Origin of the sequence: Altererythrobacter sp. B11, from assembly GCF_003569745.1 — a bacterium.
Lineage (GTDB): Bacteria > Pseudomonadota > Alphaproteobacteria > Sphingomonadales > Sphingomonadaceae > Croceibacterium_C.
Genome location: NZ_AP018498.1, coordinates 2,405,502 through 2,423,232 on the forward strand (window position 1 = coordinate 2,405,502; position 17,731 = coordinate 2,423,232).

Below are 17,731 nucleotides of genomic sequence, written 5' to 3' on the forward strand. Positions count from 1 at the left end.
CGATGGCGGGATTCAAGTTCACCTCCAGCTCGCTCGCGCAGAGCTTCGACCGGCGCAGCTTCGTGGTCGGCGGCATACAGGGCGGCATCGGCCTGCTGCTGGCCGCACGCATGGGCTACATTGCCGTCGCGGAGAACGAGAAATATGAGATGGAGGCGGAGAGCAACCGGGTGAACCTGTCGCTCATCCCGCCCCGGCGTGGCTGGATTCTCGATCGTAACGGGGCGCCGCTGGCATCCAACCGCGCCGATTTCCGTATCGACATCATTCCCGATCGCCTGAGCGATCCCGACGCCACCGTGGCAGAGCTGACGCAACTCCTGCGCTTCAGCCCCGCCGAGCGGCAGGATCTGCACGATCGGCTGGAGAAATCCGCCGGGTTCCAACCTGTGCCCGTGGCCAGCGGCCTGGATTACGAAACCTTTGCCGCCGTCAGCGTGCGCCTGCCCGATCTCCACGGCGTGGTGCCCCAGCGCGGCTTCTCGCGCTATTATCCCACGGGCCCGGCGGTGGGCCATCTGATCGGGTTCGTCGGCCCGGCCTCGAAAGAGGAATATGAGGCCGACCCCAGTCCGCTGCTGGTGACGCCGGGCTTCAAAATCGGCAAGGACGGGCTGGAAAAGCAGTTCGAACAGACCCTTCGCGGCATCCCCGGTGCCAGGCGCGTGGAGGTGACGGCATCGGGCCGCATCGTGCGCGACCTGGAAACGCGCGAGGATGTGCAGGGCCAGGCGATCCGCCTGACCATCGACGGCCCGCTGCAGGATTACGCCGCGCGGCGCATCGGGCTGGAATCCGGCTCCGTGGTGGTGATCGATTGCCACACCGGCGATCTGCTGTGCATGTCTTCCATGCCCAGTTTCGATCCCAACAGCTTTTCCGACGGGATCGGCCGTGTGGAATATCGCATGCTGAGCGAGGACGAACGGGTTCCCCTGCGCAACAAGGTGCTGAAAGGCCTTTATCCCCCCGGCTCGACTGTGAAGCCCATGGTGGCGATGTCCTTCCTGGAAGGCGGGCTTGACCCGGAGGAGACGGTGAACTGCGCCGGCGGCCTGCGCGTGGGCAATCGCGTGTTCCACTGCTGGAACCGTCGTGGCCACGGCGCGGTGAACATGGCCAAGGGCATCTACCAGTCCTGCGACGTGTATTTCTATCACTTCGCGCAGCGGATGGGCATGAATGTAATCGCGCCGATGGCTCGGCGCTGCGGCATGCAGCAGCAGTTCCCCCTGCCGGTGACCAGCCAGTTTTACGGCACCGTGCCCGATCCTGCCTGGAAGCTGGAGAAATTCGGCCGCGAATGGCAGACCTTCGACACGGTGAATGCCACGATCGGCCAGGGCTACATGCTCGCCAATCCGCTGCAGCTGGCGGTGATGGCTTCGCGTCTCGCCACCGGCAACCAGATCATGCCGCGGCTGCTGATCGACGGCAAAAAGCCGCGTTTCCAGTCGATGAACTTCCATGGCGACCATGTGCATGTGATCCAGCAGGCGATGAGCGATGTGGTGAACGGCCCGGGCACGGCCGGCCGCGCGCGCCTGCCCATCCCCGACGTGCTGCTGGCGGGCAAGACGGGGACGGCGCAGGTCGTCGGCCTCAATATCGGCAGCGGCAAGGGCGGCATCTGGAAGCATCGCGACCACGGCCTGTTCATCTGCTTCGCCCCCTTCGACAATCCCCGCTATGCCTGCGCGGTGGTGATCGAACATGGCGGCGGCTCGGGCGCGGCCTATCCAATCGCGCGTGACGTGATGACGTTCCTGTTCGATCCGGCCAAGGGGCTGGAGGCGCTGCACGCGCTGGAGAAGCAGTGGGGGGGCACGGCGCAGGAGCGGCTGGCGGCGCAATATGCCAGCTATGCCGCTGCCGCCGGCGTCGACCTTCCCCCTGCCCCGCCCGATCCGGTGGCCGTGGCGCGCGAGGTGGATGCCGAGGCGCGAGCCGCCGTGCAGCCGACCGCAGTCGCCACCGAAGCCGTCGCACCCCCGCCCGAACCCGATGCTGCCGGAGGAACCCCGCGATGAGAGGCGTCGCCCTTCCCGCCCCGCTGGCCGATCTGCCCTGGCGCGTGCTGCTGCCGCTGACTCTGCTCGTGCTCTTCGGGGCGGCGGTGCTCTATTCGGCGGCGGGCGGTTCCTTCCAGCCCTTCGCCGCTTCGCACGTGCTGCGCTATGGCGTGTTTCTGGTGATGGCGCTGATCCTGTCGCGCTTTCCGCGCAATCTGGTCCAGCTGGTCGCCTATCCGGCTTACGCCGCGATCCTGCTGCTGCTCCTGCTGGTGGAGATCCTGGGTGCGGTGGGTGGCGGCAGCCAGCGGTGGCTGGATCTTGGCTTCATTCGCCTCCAGCCCTCCGAACTGATGAAGCCGGGGATCGTGCTGGCCCTGGCGAGCTTCTACCACTCTCTGCCCGCGGGCATGACGGGCAGCTGGCGCGCGCTGGTGCCGGCGGGCGTGCTGATCGCCCTGCCAATGGGCCTGGTGCTGATCCAGCCCGATCTGGGCACTGCGCTGGCCATCGCCTTTGGCGGCGCCGTGGTGATGTTCCTCGCCGGCTTGCCCGCCAAATGGTTCATAGGCGGGGGCGTGGCGGCAGTGGTGGCGGCGCCGATCGCCTATTTCTTCGGGCTGGAGGAATATCAGCAGAAGCGCGTGACCACATTCCTCGACCCCGAGAGCGATCCGCTGGGCGATGGCTATCACATCACCCAGTCAAAGATCGCCATCGGCTCCGGCGGCCTGTTCGGCAAGGGCTTCGGGGAAGGCTCGCAGAGCCACCTCAATTACCTGCCCGAGCCGCATACGGACTTCGTCTTCGCCACCATGGCGGAGGAATGGGGCCTGCTCGGCGGGCTGCTGGTGCTGCTGGTGTTCGGCATCGTATTGCGGTGGGGCCTCACGGTGGCGCGCGCCGCGCCCGACCGCTTCTCGCGCCTGCTGGCGGGGGGCATCACAGCCACGATCTTCTTTTACGTGGCGATCAATCTGATGATGGTGATGGGCCTCGCCCCTGTGGTGGGCATCCCCCTCCCTTTCATGAGCCACGGCGGCTCATCGATGATGACGAACATGATCTGCATCGGCACCTTGCTGATGGTGGAACGCTGGACGCGGGAGGCTTCGCCGGGTTCTTTGAAATAAGGCGAGATCAGGGGCTTCCCAGGCGCGAAACAACCGCTATATGAGCCCCTCCCGCGATTCGTGGGGTCCGCGGAAACGGCGGAGTGGACGCATAGCTCAGTTGGTAGAGCAGCTGACTCTTAATCAGCGGGTCCTAGGTTCGAGCCCTAGTGCGTCCACCAAATTTTCAAATAGAATCAGTATGATAACTGCCATTTTCTAGGGGGTGGTTTGCGCGCTGGCACCCGGGTGTCGCTATGGGTGCCATATGGGTGTCACGCGACTGCCGACCATCAGCGGATGCAGGCGGCCAGAGACGGACCCTAGATTCACGTCGCTCAGATCGAATTCCGTCGTCGCGCCAGAAACGCGCGGAGGCTATCGGTCGGGACAAGAGTCGATCTGCCGATTTTGACCGTTTCAATCTCGCCGGCGGCGATCATCTCATAAAGTGTTGATTTGCCGATCCCGAGCATCTGCGCAGCTAAGGGGATCCGGACCGCTAAGGGTTCCACAGCCTGGGTGATTCCGTCGGAATTCATCTTCCTCACTTCACCTATCCTTGGATGTCGCGTCGAACATCGGACCTGATCCGGTAACGCTTGCCTGCCTCAAAAATACGGTGGCGCCGAAGCGGCGGCGGAGATGCCCAGAGACAGCGTTTACATAGCGACGCTGTCGCCACTGGGTTGGGCTGTGGTAGACACCTATCGCGTGCCAATAGTCGCCAGTCGCCTTAAGTCCCGAGAGGAATATCCACCGGGCGGCTTGGACGTTGAAACAGGGATCCTCAATCAGCCACGACCGCACCTGAACCCGAGAGCGCCCCACCAAAGCGGCAAGCGTTGGCACCCAGAAGCTGTTCACCTGGAGCGGCCCGAGATCGTGCGTTCCGTTGGTGTTGGCGATTTCGGCTCCGATCCAGCCGGCTTCCTGATCCCGCAGCCCCCAAAGCGTCTTCTCGAGCCACATGCGGCCATCAGCCGCTTGACGAATGCATCGGCCGATCCGCACCTCATGATCGTTTGAAGGGGCGGCGCGGGCTTCGGTGAGGCCAGTTGCTGCGAGGAGGATCGCAAGAAGCAACATATGACGGAACCACTTCAGTTCAGCGATCATGGCCACCTCCATGATCTTGCGCAGCCGTATGCTGAAGTTCGGCGGTTGGTTGCGGAGCTGCTCCGCCCGGAGGCCCACCTACCTCATGTCCATTGTCGCGTTGCGCGTCGTGACTAAGGAGGGAGACGATCCATCGATCCAGAAAGCTCGCGGCCGATTGCGCGCGATGCACAATACGTCCGGCCAGTCCGTCCGGCTGGGACAGCCCCGCAGGCTCGCGCTGAGTTGCAAGCCGGTCCTTCCGTGCCTCTCGCTCCGTTCGCTGCTCCTGACGCAAGCGATCCCAGCGCTCGCTGTGACGATCCGCCCTTCCCTTGACGCTATCGCGCTCAATCCGTCCCAAGCCTTGCAACGAAGACGATTTCTCGCCGGAGCGCAGTTTCAGTTTCTCGGCCAACCGCTCCCGATCCTCGGTCCAGAGCTTCACGCCGAACCTCGCGCGGGTGATAGCGGTGTAATAGTTTTGACCGGTGACCAGCGGTGAATTCACCGGAGCAAGGACATAGACGCGGTCATAAGTCTTCGACTGAGCCGAGTAGACCGTCTCTCCGTAGCCATGGTCCCAGTTCTTGTGCCGGGACAGATCTACCTCCTGGGTCCTGCCGTCGCGATCCCACCGAATGGTCGCGAGTGGCCCCTCCAGGCGCTCGACCGTTCCGCGCTCTGCATTCTTGAGATCCAGCTCTCGATTGACCAAGCGCCACTGGATGCGGTCGCCTGCGGCAAGATCCCGGTTCTCCTCCCTGAACACATTGACCTGGGACGCACGTCCAAGCCGGGGATCCCATTCGATCGTGCGGCCATGCTCGTCCACCAGCTTGACGGTTTGGCGTCCGCCGGAGTCCCGCCCTACTCCGATCACCTTGTATTCTGCATCGCGAGCGATCCCGAGACCAACATTGTCGCGAGAGAACACGATGACCTGTCCCCGGGAATAGAAGCGCGCAAAATGCTTCTCCTGGTCGGTCATGCCGGATGGCGACAGAATCGAGAGCCGCGTCTCTTCAGCCGCAATCGCCCCTTCCGTCTTGAGCGCCTCGCGGACCTTGGTGTTGACGATCAGGCGGGTTGCGTTCTCGAGGACGAGAATGTTCGTCCTCTCGCGGTCCGCCGGACTCAGACGGGTCCAGTCGGCCACCAGAGAGATGGCGAGCTTCTCGCTGCTCTCTCCGCTCGTGACCTTGTCCAACGCGGCGAGCGAGCCGTCATAATTTTGTAGCCGGGCAAGCCTCACAGCCTGCGTCATCTTGTCCGTTTCTTGCCGGACGGGTTCCCTGAGTTCGGCCTTGGGAAGGCCGAGGCGCTGCATGAGCCAAAACGGCTTGCCTTGCTCGATCGCTCCAGTCTGGCGGGTATCGCCGACTAGAAGAAGACGTGCCCCAGTGGCCCTGCTGATTTCGAGCAAGCGCACGGCCTGGCGGTTGCCGAGCTGTCCGGCTTCATCGACGATCAGGACATGGCTGTCGTCAAGCCTTGCTCCGCCGCTGGCAACAAGGCTGGCCACGGTCCGGGCCTCGATGCCTGCCTTCTTGCCTAGTTCAGCCGCCGCCGACGAGGTCGGAGCCAGGGCGATGAGAGTCGCGCCGTCGCCAGCTGCTTCCCGGAGTGCACCGATAATGGTCGACTTGCCGGACCCGGCAACACCGTGAACGCCGACGATCCGGTCCTCGCTCCGGCCGAGATGGAGCAATGCCGTGCGCTGTTCCGGGGTCAGCTTGTGAGCGAGACCGCCATCCCGTAGGGCTTCGATCGAAGCGAGGGGACTGGCGTCCCCGAGAGCCAGGGCCAGATGGTCGGATAGCGCCAATTCCAGGCGAGCGGTCTTTCGCGACGTTCGCCCGCGGGTATGGATCTCGTCGCCGGTGCGATGGCGTGTCTCGAAAAGCTTCGCGCGAGCCTGATGCTCCTCGATCACGGGACGGATATCGACCAGCCGAACTTCACCAACGTGAGATGCTAGGGCCGTCTGCAACAAGCGGCCGAGGTTGTTGACCGCTTCCTTGCCTTCCGACTGACGAAGGCCGAACAGCATCGCGCGTGCCGCCGTCTGAGCTTCCACCTCGATTACGCGCTCGCCGATTTTCTCGGCGTCGGCGCGCGCCTCCATCACTGCCTCGGCATGTTTGCCAAGTCGTCCATCCCACCGCTGATGGAGCTCTTGGAGCGACACTTTCTGCTTTGGTCCCCGGGTGGCGTAGAAGGATTTCTGCCGGGCTGCCTGTCCGATCAGGCCATGCTCTTTTGCATGAGCCTCGATCTGTTCGGCGCGCTGGGACATGTCTGAGATCAGGTCCTTGGGAACACCCCTGATCTCGAATAGGCCGCGGCGGGGATCGAACTCGACGTCGTAGCCGCGTTCGCGCAGCAGGTGTGCCAATTCATTGCGGTACACCTGACCGGCCGCCATCTGCTCGGCGAACATGGCGCGCGTCTCGAGACTGACCCTGTTCGCCCCATCCCGCTCATCGGTGATGTTCATGACGACGACGTGCGTGTGAAGATGAGGATCAAGTTCGCGCGAGGCATGCTCGGTGAAGCGCGCCCAGATTAGCCGGCCGGTCGTCTTCTCGGTGACCTCACCATCGATGCGATGCCGCATCGTGGCGTGTTCCTCGAGATAATTGAGTGCGACACCAACCGCCTGCTCATGCGCCTCGATAATCCGCTCATCGCCGGCCACCAGCGCCATTATAGATACCGATTTGGGCGCGTTGACCGCGAAGTCCCACCCCGGATGATGCTGGATATTGCCGTCCTTCCGGCGGCGACCGAGTTGCTGGTCGCCGACTTTGCCGGCTAGTAATTCCTTGAATACGGCGGGGTCGACCTCACCTTCAAGTCCCAGTTCGGCAGCGATCTTGCCGCCCCATTCGGAATGCTCTTCGGAACCCTTGGTGTAGTAATCGCCGACCGTATAATAGCGGGCGATGTTGGCGGGTTTGCCCTTGAGGCGGATGGGATTGATCATGCCGGCCTCGCTGCGTTGCGAGCGCCGTCATGACGGCCGTGCTGGCTCAGGCGGAAGCCCGCCGGCTTTCCGAACAGCTCGAGCGGTGGCGGCGGGTTGCTCGCTTCCCCCTCCCGGCCATTGCCAGTGGGAGAAAATGCCGCCCCGTCATCGGTGGGCGTACCGGCCGATCCGGTGGCGTCGCTTGGCGGAGGCAGGGGCAATTCGTCTCCGGGGTCGCTGGGAGCAGCACGCCGCCGTTTCGCCGGTGCACCTTTCGGCTTGGCTGGCGATGTCGGCGACGCCGGCGTCGGGGGGACTGATGGCGTTGGAACCATCCGAATGGGCGCGGTACCCCGCTCTTGGAACGCCTCGCCGATGGAGGCGACTTTGTTGTAGCTGTCCTCGAACCGGACCACCGGAAGGCTGCGGCCGAACCGCAGATAGCCCATCAGGTTGGGCAGGTTGGTGACCTCGGTGTGCATGACGAGTGGCCGCGTCACCTGCATGCGCGAGAGGTTCACACCGTCCCGCATATCGTTCACGCCATAGGACATGCCCTCGTTGGCCTCGACCTGCTCGACCTGACCAAGATTCTCGCTGACATGCTTAGCGGTTGGGGTGTCGTTGGCCCGCAGCGCCACCCAAGTGGAGCAGTAACCAGTGATCGCCGCCGCATCCTGAATGCCGTAAGTCGCCTCGAGTTGGGGGTAGCTCTGAAACCCCAGGATACCGCAACCGCCATATTTGCGTGCGCGGGCGAGAAAATCGCCAAGCGAGGGCAGTCGCTGGAGCGTGGGCAGTTCGTCGATGACGCAATAAAGTCGGCGGTTGCGTTCGGGGGCCATGCTCATAATGGCGCTGATCGCTATATCGAGCCACACCGTGATCAGGGGGCGAAGTGACGGAAGCTGGTCCGCCTTCACGGTGACGAAGAGCCAGCTGTCGTCTTTCTCATTGGCGACCCAGTCGCGGATCGAGAACCCGTCGGCGGTATCGTCGAGATAGGAGAAGCTGCGCATAACGGAGGCAAGCTCGGCCTGGATGCCGGCACTGGTCCGCTCGCCCTCAGTCGAGATGAATGCCGCTGCATCCGTACCGGCCGCGAAGGCCGCAAGGTCTTTCAGCTTGGAGCGCAGCAGCGTGTCGAGCAGGATCGAAACGAGGGTGCGTTCCTGCCGGGCCAGTTTCCGCAGGACGGCAACCAGCGTGCCACGCGCGGCCTTCGCCCAGAAGGGATCGCCTGCTTTGTCAGGGATCGTGGACTCTGCGATCTGGTCGTAATGATAGTCCCGCGGGACGTCGACCCAGGGAGACCAGCAGTCCGCCCGTCCATCGAGCGGATTGAGCAGCACGTCGATCCCTGGTCGGTAGAATTTCTCTACGAAGGTGCCCGCCGTGTCATAGACGATGGCGCGGCGCTTCCGCTTCCGAATCCCGTCCAGCATCTTGACGATGATGTTGGTCTTGCCCGTCCCAGGGGCGCCGCAGATCAGGATGTGCTCCGGCTCGAAGGCATCGGGGACGTTGACGCCGCCGATTTCGAAGCTGCCCTTCGCGTGCCGCCACAAAGCTCGGCGAACCTGTCGAACCGTTCCGAAGCGCGCGCCGCGCAGGAATTGATTGGAGCCGAGGCCCCTCCCCGTCCGGGTGAAGTAGAACCATGCCCAGAAAAGCATGGCGAGTGCGAACAGGCCAGACAGAGCGGCCCCATGGAGGAGGTAGGTTTCGAACGCCGCCAGCGTCTTGTGCGCTACACCGGAATCTAGCAGCGCCTTGGGGTTGGTCCAATATTGTTTGCCTTCAGGCGTCTTGAACAGGATCGGGCTGACATTGCCGGGGACAGCATCCCCCATGAAAGTTGCCTGGCCGAGCTTCACGAGAACGAAGCGTTCATATTCCGAGGATTTTACGAAGGCATACCAGATGATGCCGCCGATCCAGATCACCAAACCCGCAAGGAAGGTCTGGTAGAAGACCTGCGTGGTCATGCGGACGTTGTGAACAATAGCCTGGCCGCCCCTCGTCCAGGAGCCCAGCGTGTCGTGACGAAAGATGCTCATGGCCGGTCCTGCTCGGGATCGAGCAGCCCCCTTTCGCGGAGGAGCCGGCGCGCTTCGCCCAATCCCTTCTGGAGAATGTCCGGGGATCGTTCGCCTACCGATGTGGCGAGGATGGCGAAGGCCTGAATGACCGTCGCATGAACCTCGTCGAAGCGGGCATGATAGCCCGATGGATCGGTGCCTTCGAAGCGTTCGAGAATGTCACGACAATGGGTCGCGGCGCCGAGACCGGCATTGCGCGCCTGTACGGAAAGGCGCGCATAGAGGTCATCGTCTATGCGGATAGTAATGCGTGCCAAGCGGCGGACTCCTTGTCCGGCACGCCAGCAACGTGGTGAAGCACAGCCATTATAGCCGAATAACGCTGCAATCTCAACAATTTATCGAAACTGCCGGTGGCAGCCGGAAAGTGCCAAGGCAGATCAACTGCTTAAGTCGGGATCACGCCTCGCCTGGCTGCCAGTGGCAGACGTCTAGTGCCAGATCGGCTGCCGCGCTGTGCCGCTGGAAAGTGGCCGAAAATCCGGGCGATTCGCGCCCGCAGCACCCGTGCGTGGGGTGCATTACATCCGCCTTTGGCGTGCGTGCCTCCTCCGCAGCGCGCTTGCCCGCTGCGCCCGTCGACTCGGGTCGGCCGGGGGCTTCTCTTCCGGGGGCCTGTTGTGGAGCGATCGTGCTCCCGGTGCGGGGAAGGCATTGCATGGCGATGGTCCTTGATAGATAGTCGAGGGCGGCGGGCAGACCTCCTTGAACAAGGAGTCTATGAATGCCCAAGATGACTGACCGCGAACGGCTCGCGAAGATCGAGGCCGATCAGCACAATCTCGCGCGTGAAGCCGAGACGGTGCGGCGTGAATTGCGCGCGCATTATGGAAAGCTGGCGACGGAACTGCCGGTCGAACGCTTAACCGAGCGCGAATTTCGCGACGTGCTGAGCCAAGCGATTCGGGTCGGCGGCGGCGTGGCGATTGCCGCGCTCAAGGGGCTGACGGCACAAGGCGTCCAGGCGGAACCGTCTGCGGGGTCGGCTCGCAAGCGCGCGGTTGTTCCCCCGGCTGGCGGTGATGACGCCTCAACGGCTGTGCATCCTTAGCGGAAAGGGGAGCGACGTTGGCGGGCGGCATGCCCGGCAAAAGGAGCGGCGCGGGGAAAACCGTTCGGGTTTCCCCCGCTCGTGCCAAAGGCACGACAAGGGGCCGGGAGCGGTTGCCCGCCCCGGCCCTTCTCTTGGTGGCTTCGCGATCAGGCCGCTATGACGCGGCGCTTCTTTTTGATCGGCACATCGGGTTCCTGATCGGTCCTCATGAAAACATGGGTCGGGACGCGGTGGCCCTTCTCCGGGTTGAACAGGTCATAGAGGCTGGACTGGATGCCCGACCCTTCGCATAGCAACGCCTCGACGGGCATAAGCTCGGCAATGTTGCGATTGCGCCGGAAGGCTTTGCCGTTGCCGCGCCCATAGAGGCCGAACGCGATGCAGACCACGCCCCGCTGTGCGGCCCATGCTGCGGCGGCTGCATCGACCCCAAGGCGCTGCCCGGTGGTGACAAGCACCATGTGAGGAATGCGCGTTCTGATCTGGTCGAGCCGTCCCCAGATAATCCGCCAATCGTGCCAGTCGGAAGGGCCGGAAACGACGACGACGGGGCCTTGCGGGTCGTATCGGTCGCGGCGACGCTCGGACCTTGCGCGCAGGAAGTCGAGCGCCGAAATCTGGCTGGCGGTGGTGACATGGGACGCGCGCGAACCCTTTGCGGGCGACCATGGGCGACCGGCATAGGCACGATACATTGCCGCCGCATAGTCGCGCATGGCTTCCATGGCGGCGCGCTGTTCCGCGACCGACTGGCATTCAAGCTGGGTGTCTTCCAGTTCCTTGTTGAACACCTCGCCCGGCTCCAGACGGCGGGCCATATCGCGAATGGTATCGGCCAGCCTGTCCTCGCGCCCTTCCAGCTTGTTTGCGACGAAATGGAAGCTGTTGACGAAGCCCCATGCGAGTTCCGGGGCAAGTGGGTCCAGTCGGGTATCGCCTAGCAGGTCGAAGATGGCGGCGATGATGCCGCCGCATTCCGCCTGTGCCGCGAGCGGATCGGGCATGAAATGTTCGGCCGGTTCCTCGTCCGGCTCGATGACGGTGAGGGGCAAGGGGTCGCCGAAGGATGCCACGAAATCGGGCGTGGCGATGGTTTCGGCATAGAGTTCCGGCAGGTCGGCAAAGCTGCTAACGCTGCGCAAGGCCGTTGGCTTGCTCATGGGATGGGTTCCTTTGGTCGGGTGACGGTTCAGGGTCCGGGGAAGCGTTCCAGCGCTCCCCCGGCCCGCCTTGAGTGCCGCTTAGAAGGGCACCTCATCGTCAAGGCTGCGTCCGCCGCCGGTATATCCGCCGTCCGGTCCTGCGGTGCTGCCGCCGGAGAAACCGCCGCCGGTCCGTCCGCCGAAGCCGCCCGACCGCTGACCGCCGCCATTGCGCCCGCCGAAACCGCCGCCTTGCGCCTCGCGCTCGCGTTCGCGCCGCCACTGGACATCGAAGCCGTTCGTCTCGTCCCCGAAAAGGGCGATGGGCAGCGGCTCGCGGAAGCTCGGATCGTCCACCATGCCGGACAGGAACACCTCGTCATTGGACTTCATGCGGCGTTCCCAGACCACGCCGATCTGGATTTCGTCGCCAGCGCGGTTCGTCTCGTAAATCTCATAGACGGGAGCGCTGTCGCTCTGTCGATCCTCGACGCGGCGCATGATAAGGTAGGGAAAGCGCATTTCGCGGGTGGCGATCTTGCCGATAATGTCGCTGGCGCGCTCGTCGAACTTGAAGCTACCGATCTTCATGACTTCATCCTTTCTCTGTGCTGTGGCTCGTTTCTCTTTCCCGGCCACATCTGAACCCTACTCCCTCCCCTCCATTACTTCCATGTCATTGATTTCTTGACAGAAATCCATCGTACCTGGTGAGCCTGAGCAAGAAACAGCCGCGCAGCGGCCAACAGACACAAAGACGCACCGGCCGCGTGAGCGGACGGTTCTGCTTGAATGGAAAGGGAGCGTGGACCGGCTGACAAGTCATCGCACCCGGAGCCGCCTTCGCAGGTCCGAAGGCGCAGGGCGGGGCTCTTGTCCGCAAGAAGCACGGGAGGGGCTCTAGCGAAGCTTGGCGAAAAGGGGCCGGCGCTTCTGTTGAAAACAGACAAACATCGCCGGCCCCTTTTCGCCTAGCGTAGCTTTGTCCCGACGCAATTCTTGCGGACGAAACCCGTCCTGCAACGCACGGATCCTGCGAGGGCGGCGAAGGGGGTGATGGCTTGTCTGCTGGCTCCACGATCCGCATCGCGCGACTAGCGCGATTCCTTAGGCGAAGCCTGCATTGCGATGGTCGTGCCGGGCATTCTGGCGTCTCGGGAAGAATGCCTCCCCTGCCCGGCGTCCCCGCGGAAGGGATCGTTACGGCGTCAGCCGCCAAGACCCCAAAGGGGGCTTGGTCGGAGCGGAGCGGAGATAGAGCCCGGTGCCCGCTTCAGCGGGCATCCGCCCGACCTCGGGACGCTTATCCTGTCGTCTATCGCTCGGAGTGCAATCCCGAGATGCCCCGCTTCCGCGACAAACCGGAGGCTTGCCCTAGTGCAATGCGCCGGATCGTGGTTGCCGGATCATCGCCCCGTGCCGAGCCTGCGCCATCGGGCACCATGGGTCGTGGACCGCTCGAAGCCATAGCCGGCCCACATAAGGTCATCATCAAGATAGGGGTCGTTGGCGAGGAGGTAGCGAACCGTCATGCTGTTGCCATGCTGGACCAGATATTGCTGGTTGATCATGCGGGCGGCGTCAGGCGGCAGGGTGGAATTGCTGAACCCCGGCGGGCCACCGGCGATGATGAAGGCGCCACAATATCGATCGAGCGTGAGCCACCAGGTTCGCAGGTCGTTGAAGAAGGCGCCGAAGATGGATTGATGGCCCGGCGCCGAGATCATCAGCGTGGGGTTCGTCGATGTCCGCAAAGGGATCGGCGAATGGCAGACCATCACGTTGATGGCGTCGGCGTCCTCGGGGATAGTCGCGTCCATCGCGCCCTCGCGAAACAGGGCATGCGCATTGTCGGCGGATGCAGCGATCCATGCGTGCATCTCCTGCTCGTCCTCGCTCAAGTCGCCGTCGAGCGCGCCATCCGCGAAGCGGGCGGACTCAGCCTCGATGAAGCGCAAGGTCTCAAGGTTGCGACGTTGGAGGTGACGGGCGAAACCATAGATCGGTATCTTGTCGGTCTCGGCGAGACTGGTGCCGGCACCCTCGACGATCTTCCTCCAGGTCGCACTGTTGGAGAAAGGCGTCTCGATCATATGGTTGATCGGACCTTCGATCGACCCTGCGACCCCGTCCGCGACATAGTCGTGGATGGCGTCCTCATAGCCGATGCGATCGATGGATTTGCGGTCGATGGCGAGGATATCGCCATGTCGTTCGACCACGCGAACCTTGTTCGCGTCGTCCGGGCAGGCAAAGCGACGGAGATAGAATTGCGGCACATAATGATGCCGCTTGGGCCTCTCGGCGGTCATTCTGGCGTTCCCTCGGCGGGGGTTCCAGCCCTGACCGATGCGGCCTGCGCGTCGATATCGAAGCCGTCGATCGAGAGGCCGACGATCATGTTGATGAAGGTCTTGGCCTCCGCGATTACCGCCTCGGCCTCATCCTTGTTGCTGAAGGAACCTTGGTGGACGACGGCGTTGCGGACGGTGTTGATCTTGCCCGCCGAGCTGATCAGGGCGCGTGCGGTTGGGCTTGTCCGGGGGGTCGCGAAGAAAACGGGTACGAACAGGCGCTCGACCTTCAGTGGGAGACCATTTGCCCAACGGAGGAACTGGTCGACGATGGCTGCATCGAATTGGGTCTTCTTGCCCCACTCGGTGCGTACCGCATAATTGGCGGCGATTTCCGCAGCCGTGGCGCAGCGCACGATCGCCGCGGATGGTTCATCGCGCCCATGGAGCCCCGACAATTTGGTCCATTGGGACTGGAGTTTCTCAAGGTCGGTGCGCTCATTATAGGGCTTCCGCGAAGATTTCCGGTGGGCATCGCCTTTGGCACTCTTCACGCATTCCCCCTGTGTCTGATTGCACGCACCTCTATCGCATCGTCGTCACCACGGCGAGGCTATGATGACTTGCAACTATGGGAGAAAGCTTCACCTTTTGGGGCGCGCGAGGAAGCGCGCAAGAGGGTTGTGATGATGTCGACGGCGGAGCAGTTACCCAGGATCTTTCAGGCCAATCTCGGGCGGTTCTTCGATCGCGTGATCTTGCCCGTCATGGACAAGCTGCCGTCCCATGCGGAGCTTGAGACCGGGGAGGCCGATAGCCTTGATCAGTTTCTCGATCGGGCGGCGGCGCAGGTCGACAATTATACTGCCAATGAGTCGGCGAAGGCGTTTGTCCTTACCCTCGCCGGTTTGTTCGAGCGACAAATGAGCCGCTGGGCGCGCGCGATACAGGATGCTGGGGGTTCCGATATGGGCAAGCTCAACGGCTTTGAAGCGCTGCTCGCCGGCTGTGCCGAGCGCGCCGGTATCGACCTTATGCTTGAGCCTCTTGGAGAGGCTCTGACGGAGATGTTCGTGGTTGCCAATGTCGTGCGTCATGGAGAGGGGCGATCCTGCGAAAGGCTGCGCGCGCTCGCCCCGCACCTCTGGGATGAGGAGGCTGTCGACTATCATGATCTCCTCCCCGGGACGCCAGTGGCAAGCGAACATGTGCGTATCCGGCAAGCGGACCTTGAGCGCTATATACGGGCGACCACGAGGTTCTGGGGCTTGGCCGATCCCCTTCCCCTGGCGGTGACGAACCCGCCTTATGGGCAGTGTCTCAGTTCGGATTTTGGCGATCGCGCGGCTCCAGCCTGACCGCGCTGGTGGCAGAGACGGAGATATTTCCGCTCAGCCGCCTAAGGTCAGCGTCTACAGCGAAGCGGACGTTCGATTACGCGGCCCGAGCGTTTCGATGATCCGACATTCGCCGATTGTCCCGCCTTCGCAGGAATCAAGCAGGGCCTTCAATTCGCGGCGGAGTGCGGAGAGGTCGGCCAGCTTGCGATCGACTTCGCCAAGGTGCTCGCCCGCGATTCGATCAACGCTGGCGCAATCCTGACTGCGATCGTCGGCGAGCTTCAGCAGCTCGCGGACCTGATCGAGTGAAAAGCCGAGATCACGCGAGCGGCGGATAAACGAGAGCCGGCCAAGCTCGGCTTCACCATAAGCACGATAGTTGCCGGCGGTCCGCGACGGCGGCGGCAGCAGGCCGATCCGCTCATAATAGCGTATGGTCTCCACCTTGGTGGCGGTCAGCCTGCCGAGTTCACCGATGCTATGCGCCATATCCATCCCTCAATCGTGCCCGCCAAAATGCACGCGGATCCCGCCGTTGACCACACGCCCTTCCAGCGGTGCCCAGGCATCGACGGTCCATGCTCCATCAGGGGCTCGCCCGGGAAGCAGCAGCGGATCATATTTTGTCTGGCGAATGTCGAGCAGATCCTCCGCATTGATGAACAGGCTGATCCTGCCGAGGATCAATTCGGCCATCGCGCCGATCTGGAAGTAGGGCTTGCCGTGAGACCGATAGGGATTGTTCTCAAGAGACTGGCGCCCGGTATAATAGGCCTCCAGCCCGATCTTGCCCTTGCCTTCTTTCTCCCAGGTACCAACGAGACCGCCAGAGTGGCGGGGCGTAAGTGGCACCAGCCTGCGGTTAGGACCATTGGGGTCCGGCTCGGTTGCATCCACATAGACGTAGCTGCCAGTGATGGAGAAGTCCTGCCAACGATAGCGGAGCAGCAGTTCGGCGCCGCGCGTGCGGGTTAGACCATTCGCATTGGCGAGTTTCACACGATCGACGCCATCGTCAACGAGCTGGACGGCATGACTGATGTTCGAACCGAATAGAGTGAAATTGGCTTGGATCGACCCCGCCTTGAAGCCGACATCCACCGACGCGGTGTTGGCGGTCTCGGCCTTGAGCCGGCCCAAGGGTTTGAGCCGGGACAGGCCTGCCTCCTCGATCTCCTCGACGAAGGGCGTGGGTGCATAGAAGCCCCGACCGAGCGAGGCTCGAATCGTCCAGCGTTCGGGATGATAGAGCAAGGAGAGGCGTGGGCTGATTCGAGACCCGTATTCGCTGTGCGCGTCCCATCGCAGGCTGCTCGCGAGCGTAAGACGGTCCATCAGAATCTGCTCGACTTGTCCGAACAGCGCTGGCGCGGTGTAGCTGTAGTTGAAGCTGGAAAACTGAGGCGATCGGAACAAGTCCGCCTGGAAAGCGGCACCGGCGAGCCACGAGGTCGGGCCAGATTTGGTCGTGTAGGATGTCTCGGCAAAGAAGCTCCGGCGGTGATCGTCCTCAATGGTCGTGCCGTAACGATGATCGTCATTCTGCGTCATGCCCGACGCACGGATGTGCAGGGTGCCGGGTGCAAGCGGAATGTCCGCCACTATGCCACCGTCCAGGCGCTTGCTGTCGAGCGTCTGCGGGAAAGGCTGCCCGCCGGGCGCGAAGTCTCCGGGTAAAGTCCCCCCCTCGCGTTGCTCGGTCATGCCGCCAACGGTCAGCATGATCTTCGCGCCGCTCGCGCCGGTCCAGAACAGGCGCGGGCGGATCGTCCATCGATCGTAGCCCGGAATATCCGCCCAACCGTCGTGGTTCAGATCCTGACGATCCTGTCGGCTATATCCTCCGGTCAGGGACACGTTCCAGCCGTCGCCGACCGGCGTCGTGGCGTAGATCGTCGCATCCTGTCCGCCGAGGCTTGTCGCGTTGAGCAAGATGTCGGCTTCGGGGACGGCGGACGACCGACGTGACACGAGGTTGATGACGCCGCCAAGCGCAGACGGGCCATAGAGCGCAGAGGCGGCACCCTTGATGATCTCGACCTGTCCCAGGTCGGTGGGCGGAATCTGGAGCAGGCCGACGGCTGGGAGCTGCCCACCATAGAGCGGCAGGCCGTCTGCGAGAAGCTGCGTATAGCGTCCCTTCAGGCCCTGCATGCGGATGTCAGCCGATCCGAGCGACGGTGAGGTGATCTGCGTCCTGATTCCTGGTGTCTCGCTGACGAGCATGGCGATATTGCCAGGCGTCATCATCAGCTTTTCCTCGATTTCCTCTCGGTCGAGCACTTCCACACGGATCGGCTCCTTGTCGGCGCTGCTTCCCGAGCGGGTGGCCTGCACGACGATCTCTTCGCCATTCGAGTTGTCGCCGATCTCGGTCCTCTCTTGCGCTACGGCAGGTCGAGCTACTGTGAAGGCCAACAAGGTCGCGATCGCGATCATCGATCCAGAATGTTTCGACCGTTCCACCTGAACCCCTTTGACCCGGCCACCATGAGAGTCCGGCGACGCGTTGTCGGTCGATACGGCCTGTAGTAGCTACAGGGTCAAGCATTCTGCGCGCCGTCGATCTTTTGCCCTCACGCCGTGAGCCTGATTGGTCTGGGTGG

At 63.1% G+C, this 17,731-nt stretch carries 15 protein-coding genes and 1 tRNA gene; 5 read left to right on the forward strand and 11 right to left on the reverse strand.

Features of this window, described 5'->3' with window-relative positions:
• Positions 1-2: 2 nt before the first annotated feature.
• From mrdA to AEB_RS11490, 3 genes are all read left to right on the forward strand, one after another.
• Positions 3-2,030: a penicillin-binding protein 2 gene (gene mrdA / locus AEB_RS11480; protein WP_119083324.1), complete on the forward strand. Its 2,028-nt coding sequence runs from the start codon at positions 3-5 to the stop codon at positions 2,028-2,030.
• Entirely contained in the window at positions 2,027-3,145 is a 1,119-nt protein-coding gene (gene rodA, locus AEB_RS11485) for a rod shape-determining protein RodA (protein WP_119083325.1), read from the forward strand. The genes mrdA and rodA overlap by 4 nt, the downstream gene beginning before the upstream one ends.
• An 85-nt stretch (positions 3,146-3,230) precedes the next feature.
• Positions 3,231-3,306 (forward strand) — tRNA-Lys (locus AEB_RS11490).
• Positions 3,307-3,462: 156 nt separating this feature from the next.
• Here the strand turns inward: AEB_RS11490 and AEB_RS11495 are convergent.
• The 5 genes from AEB_RS11495 to AEB_RS11515 are packed head-to-tail and all read right to left on the reverse strand — an operon-like array spanning position 3,463 to position 9,552.
• Complete coding sequence (locus AEB_RS11495; protein ID WP_119084606.1) at positions 3,463-3,666, reverse strand: helix-turn-helix domain-containing protein; 204 nt, start codon at positions 3,664-3,666, stop codon at positions 3,463-3,465.
• A gap of 10 nt (positions 3,667-3,676) precedes the next feature.
• On the reverse strand, positions 3,677-4,243 hold the full coding sequence (locus AEB_RS11500; RefSeq protein ID WP_231958686.1) for a lytic transglycosylase domain-containing protein: 567 nt from the start codon (positions 4,241-4,243) through the stop codon (positions 3,677-3,679).
• Positions 4,233-7,211, reverse strand: a complete 2,979-nt coding sequence (gene mobF, locus AEB_RS11505; RefSeq protein ID WP_119083326.1) for a MobF family relaxase — start codon at positions 7,209-7,211, stop codon at positions 4,233-4,235. The genes AEB_RS11500 and mobF overlap by 11 nt, the downstream gene beginning before the upstream one ends.
• The gene (locus AEB_RS11510; protein ID WP_119083327.1) at positions 7,208-9,253 is read right to left on the reverse strand and encodes a type IV secretion system DNA-binding domain-containing protein; all 2,046 of its coding nucleotides are present in this window, start codon (positions 9,251-9,253) and stop codon (positions 7,208-7,210) included. The genes mobF and AEB_RS11510 overlap by 4 nt, the downstream gene beginning before the upstream one ends.
• Entirely contained in the window at positions 9,250-9,552 is a 303-nt protein-coding gene (locus AEB_RS11515) for a hypothetical protein (protein WP_119083328.1), read from the reverse strand. The genes AEB_RS11510 and AEB_RS11515 overlap by 4 nt, the downstream gene beginning before the upstream one ends.
• 467 nt (positions 9,553-10,019) lie before the next feature.
• Between AEB_RS11515 and AEB_RS11520 the strand changes: the two genes are divergently transcribed.
• The gene (locus AEB_RS11520; RefSeq protein WP_119083329.1) at positions 10,020-10,346 is read left to right on the forward strand and encodes a hypothetical protein; all 327 of its coding nucleotides are present in this window, start codon (positions 10,020-10,022) and stop codon (positions 10,344-10,346) included.
• Positions 10,347-10,495: 149 nt separating this feature from the next.
• Here the strand turns inward: AEB_RS11520 and AEB_RS11525 are convergent, their stop codons facing one another.
• The 4 genes from AEB_RS11525 to AEB_RS11540 form a co-directional block, all read right to left on the reverse strand.
• Entirely contained in the window at positions 10,496-11,509 is a 1,014-nt protein-coding gene (locus tag AEB_RS11525) for a DUF2493 domain-containing protein (protein ID WP_119083330.1), read from the reverse strand.
• Between the two features lie 81 nt (positions 11,510-11,590).
• Positions 11,591-12,082, reverse strand: a complete 492-nt coding sequence (locus tag AEB_RS11530; protein WP_030539255.1) for a DUF736 domain-containing protein — start codon at positions 12,080-12,082, stop codon at positions 11,591-11,593.
• Between the two features lie 815 nt (positions 12,083-12,897).
• The gene (locus tag AEB_RS11535) at positions 12,898-13,803 is read right to left on the reverse strand and encodes a DUF4238 domain-containing protein (protein ID WP_066044467.1); all 906 of its coding nucleotides are present in this window, start codon (positions 13,801-13,803) and stop codon (positions 12,898-12,900) included.
• Positions 13,800-14,339, reverse strand: coding sequence for a hypothetical protein (locus AEB_RS11540; protein ID WP_231726406.1), 540 nt, complete (start codon positions 14,337-14,339; stop codon positions 13,800-13,802). Before AEB_RS11540 ends, AEB_RS11535 begins: the two co-directional genes overlap by 4 nt.
• A gap of 132 nt (positions 14,340-14,471) precedes the next feature.
• Between AEB_RS11540 and AEB_RS11545 the strand changes: the two genes are divergently transcribed.
• On the forward strand, positions 14,472-15,143 hold the full coding sequence (locus tag AEB_RS11545; RefSeq protein WP_119083331.1) for a hypothetical protein: 672 nt from the start codon (positions 14,472-14,474) through the stop codon (positions 15,141-15,143).
• Positions 15,144-15,197: 54 nt separating this feature from the next.
• On the opposite strand, the gene AEB_RS11550 is transcribed toward AEB_RS11545, so the two are convergent.
• Complete coding sequence (locus AEB_RS11550; RefSeq protein ID WP_066044606.1) at positions 15,198-15,614, reverse strand: MerR family transcriptional regulator; 417 nt, start codon at positions 15,612-15,614, stop codon at positions 15,198-15,200.
• Between the two features lie 9 nt (positions 15,615-15,623).
• Complete coding sequence (locus AEB_RS11555) at positions 15,624-17,564, reverse strand: TonB-dependent receptor plug domain-containing protein (protein ID WP_119083332.1); 1,941 nt, start codon at positions 17,562-17,564, stop codon at positions 15,624-15,626.
• Positions 17,565-17,731: the final 167 nt, after the last annotated feature.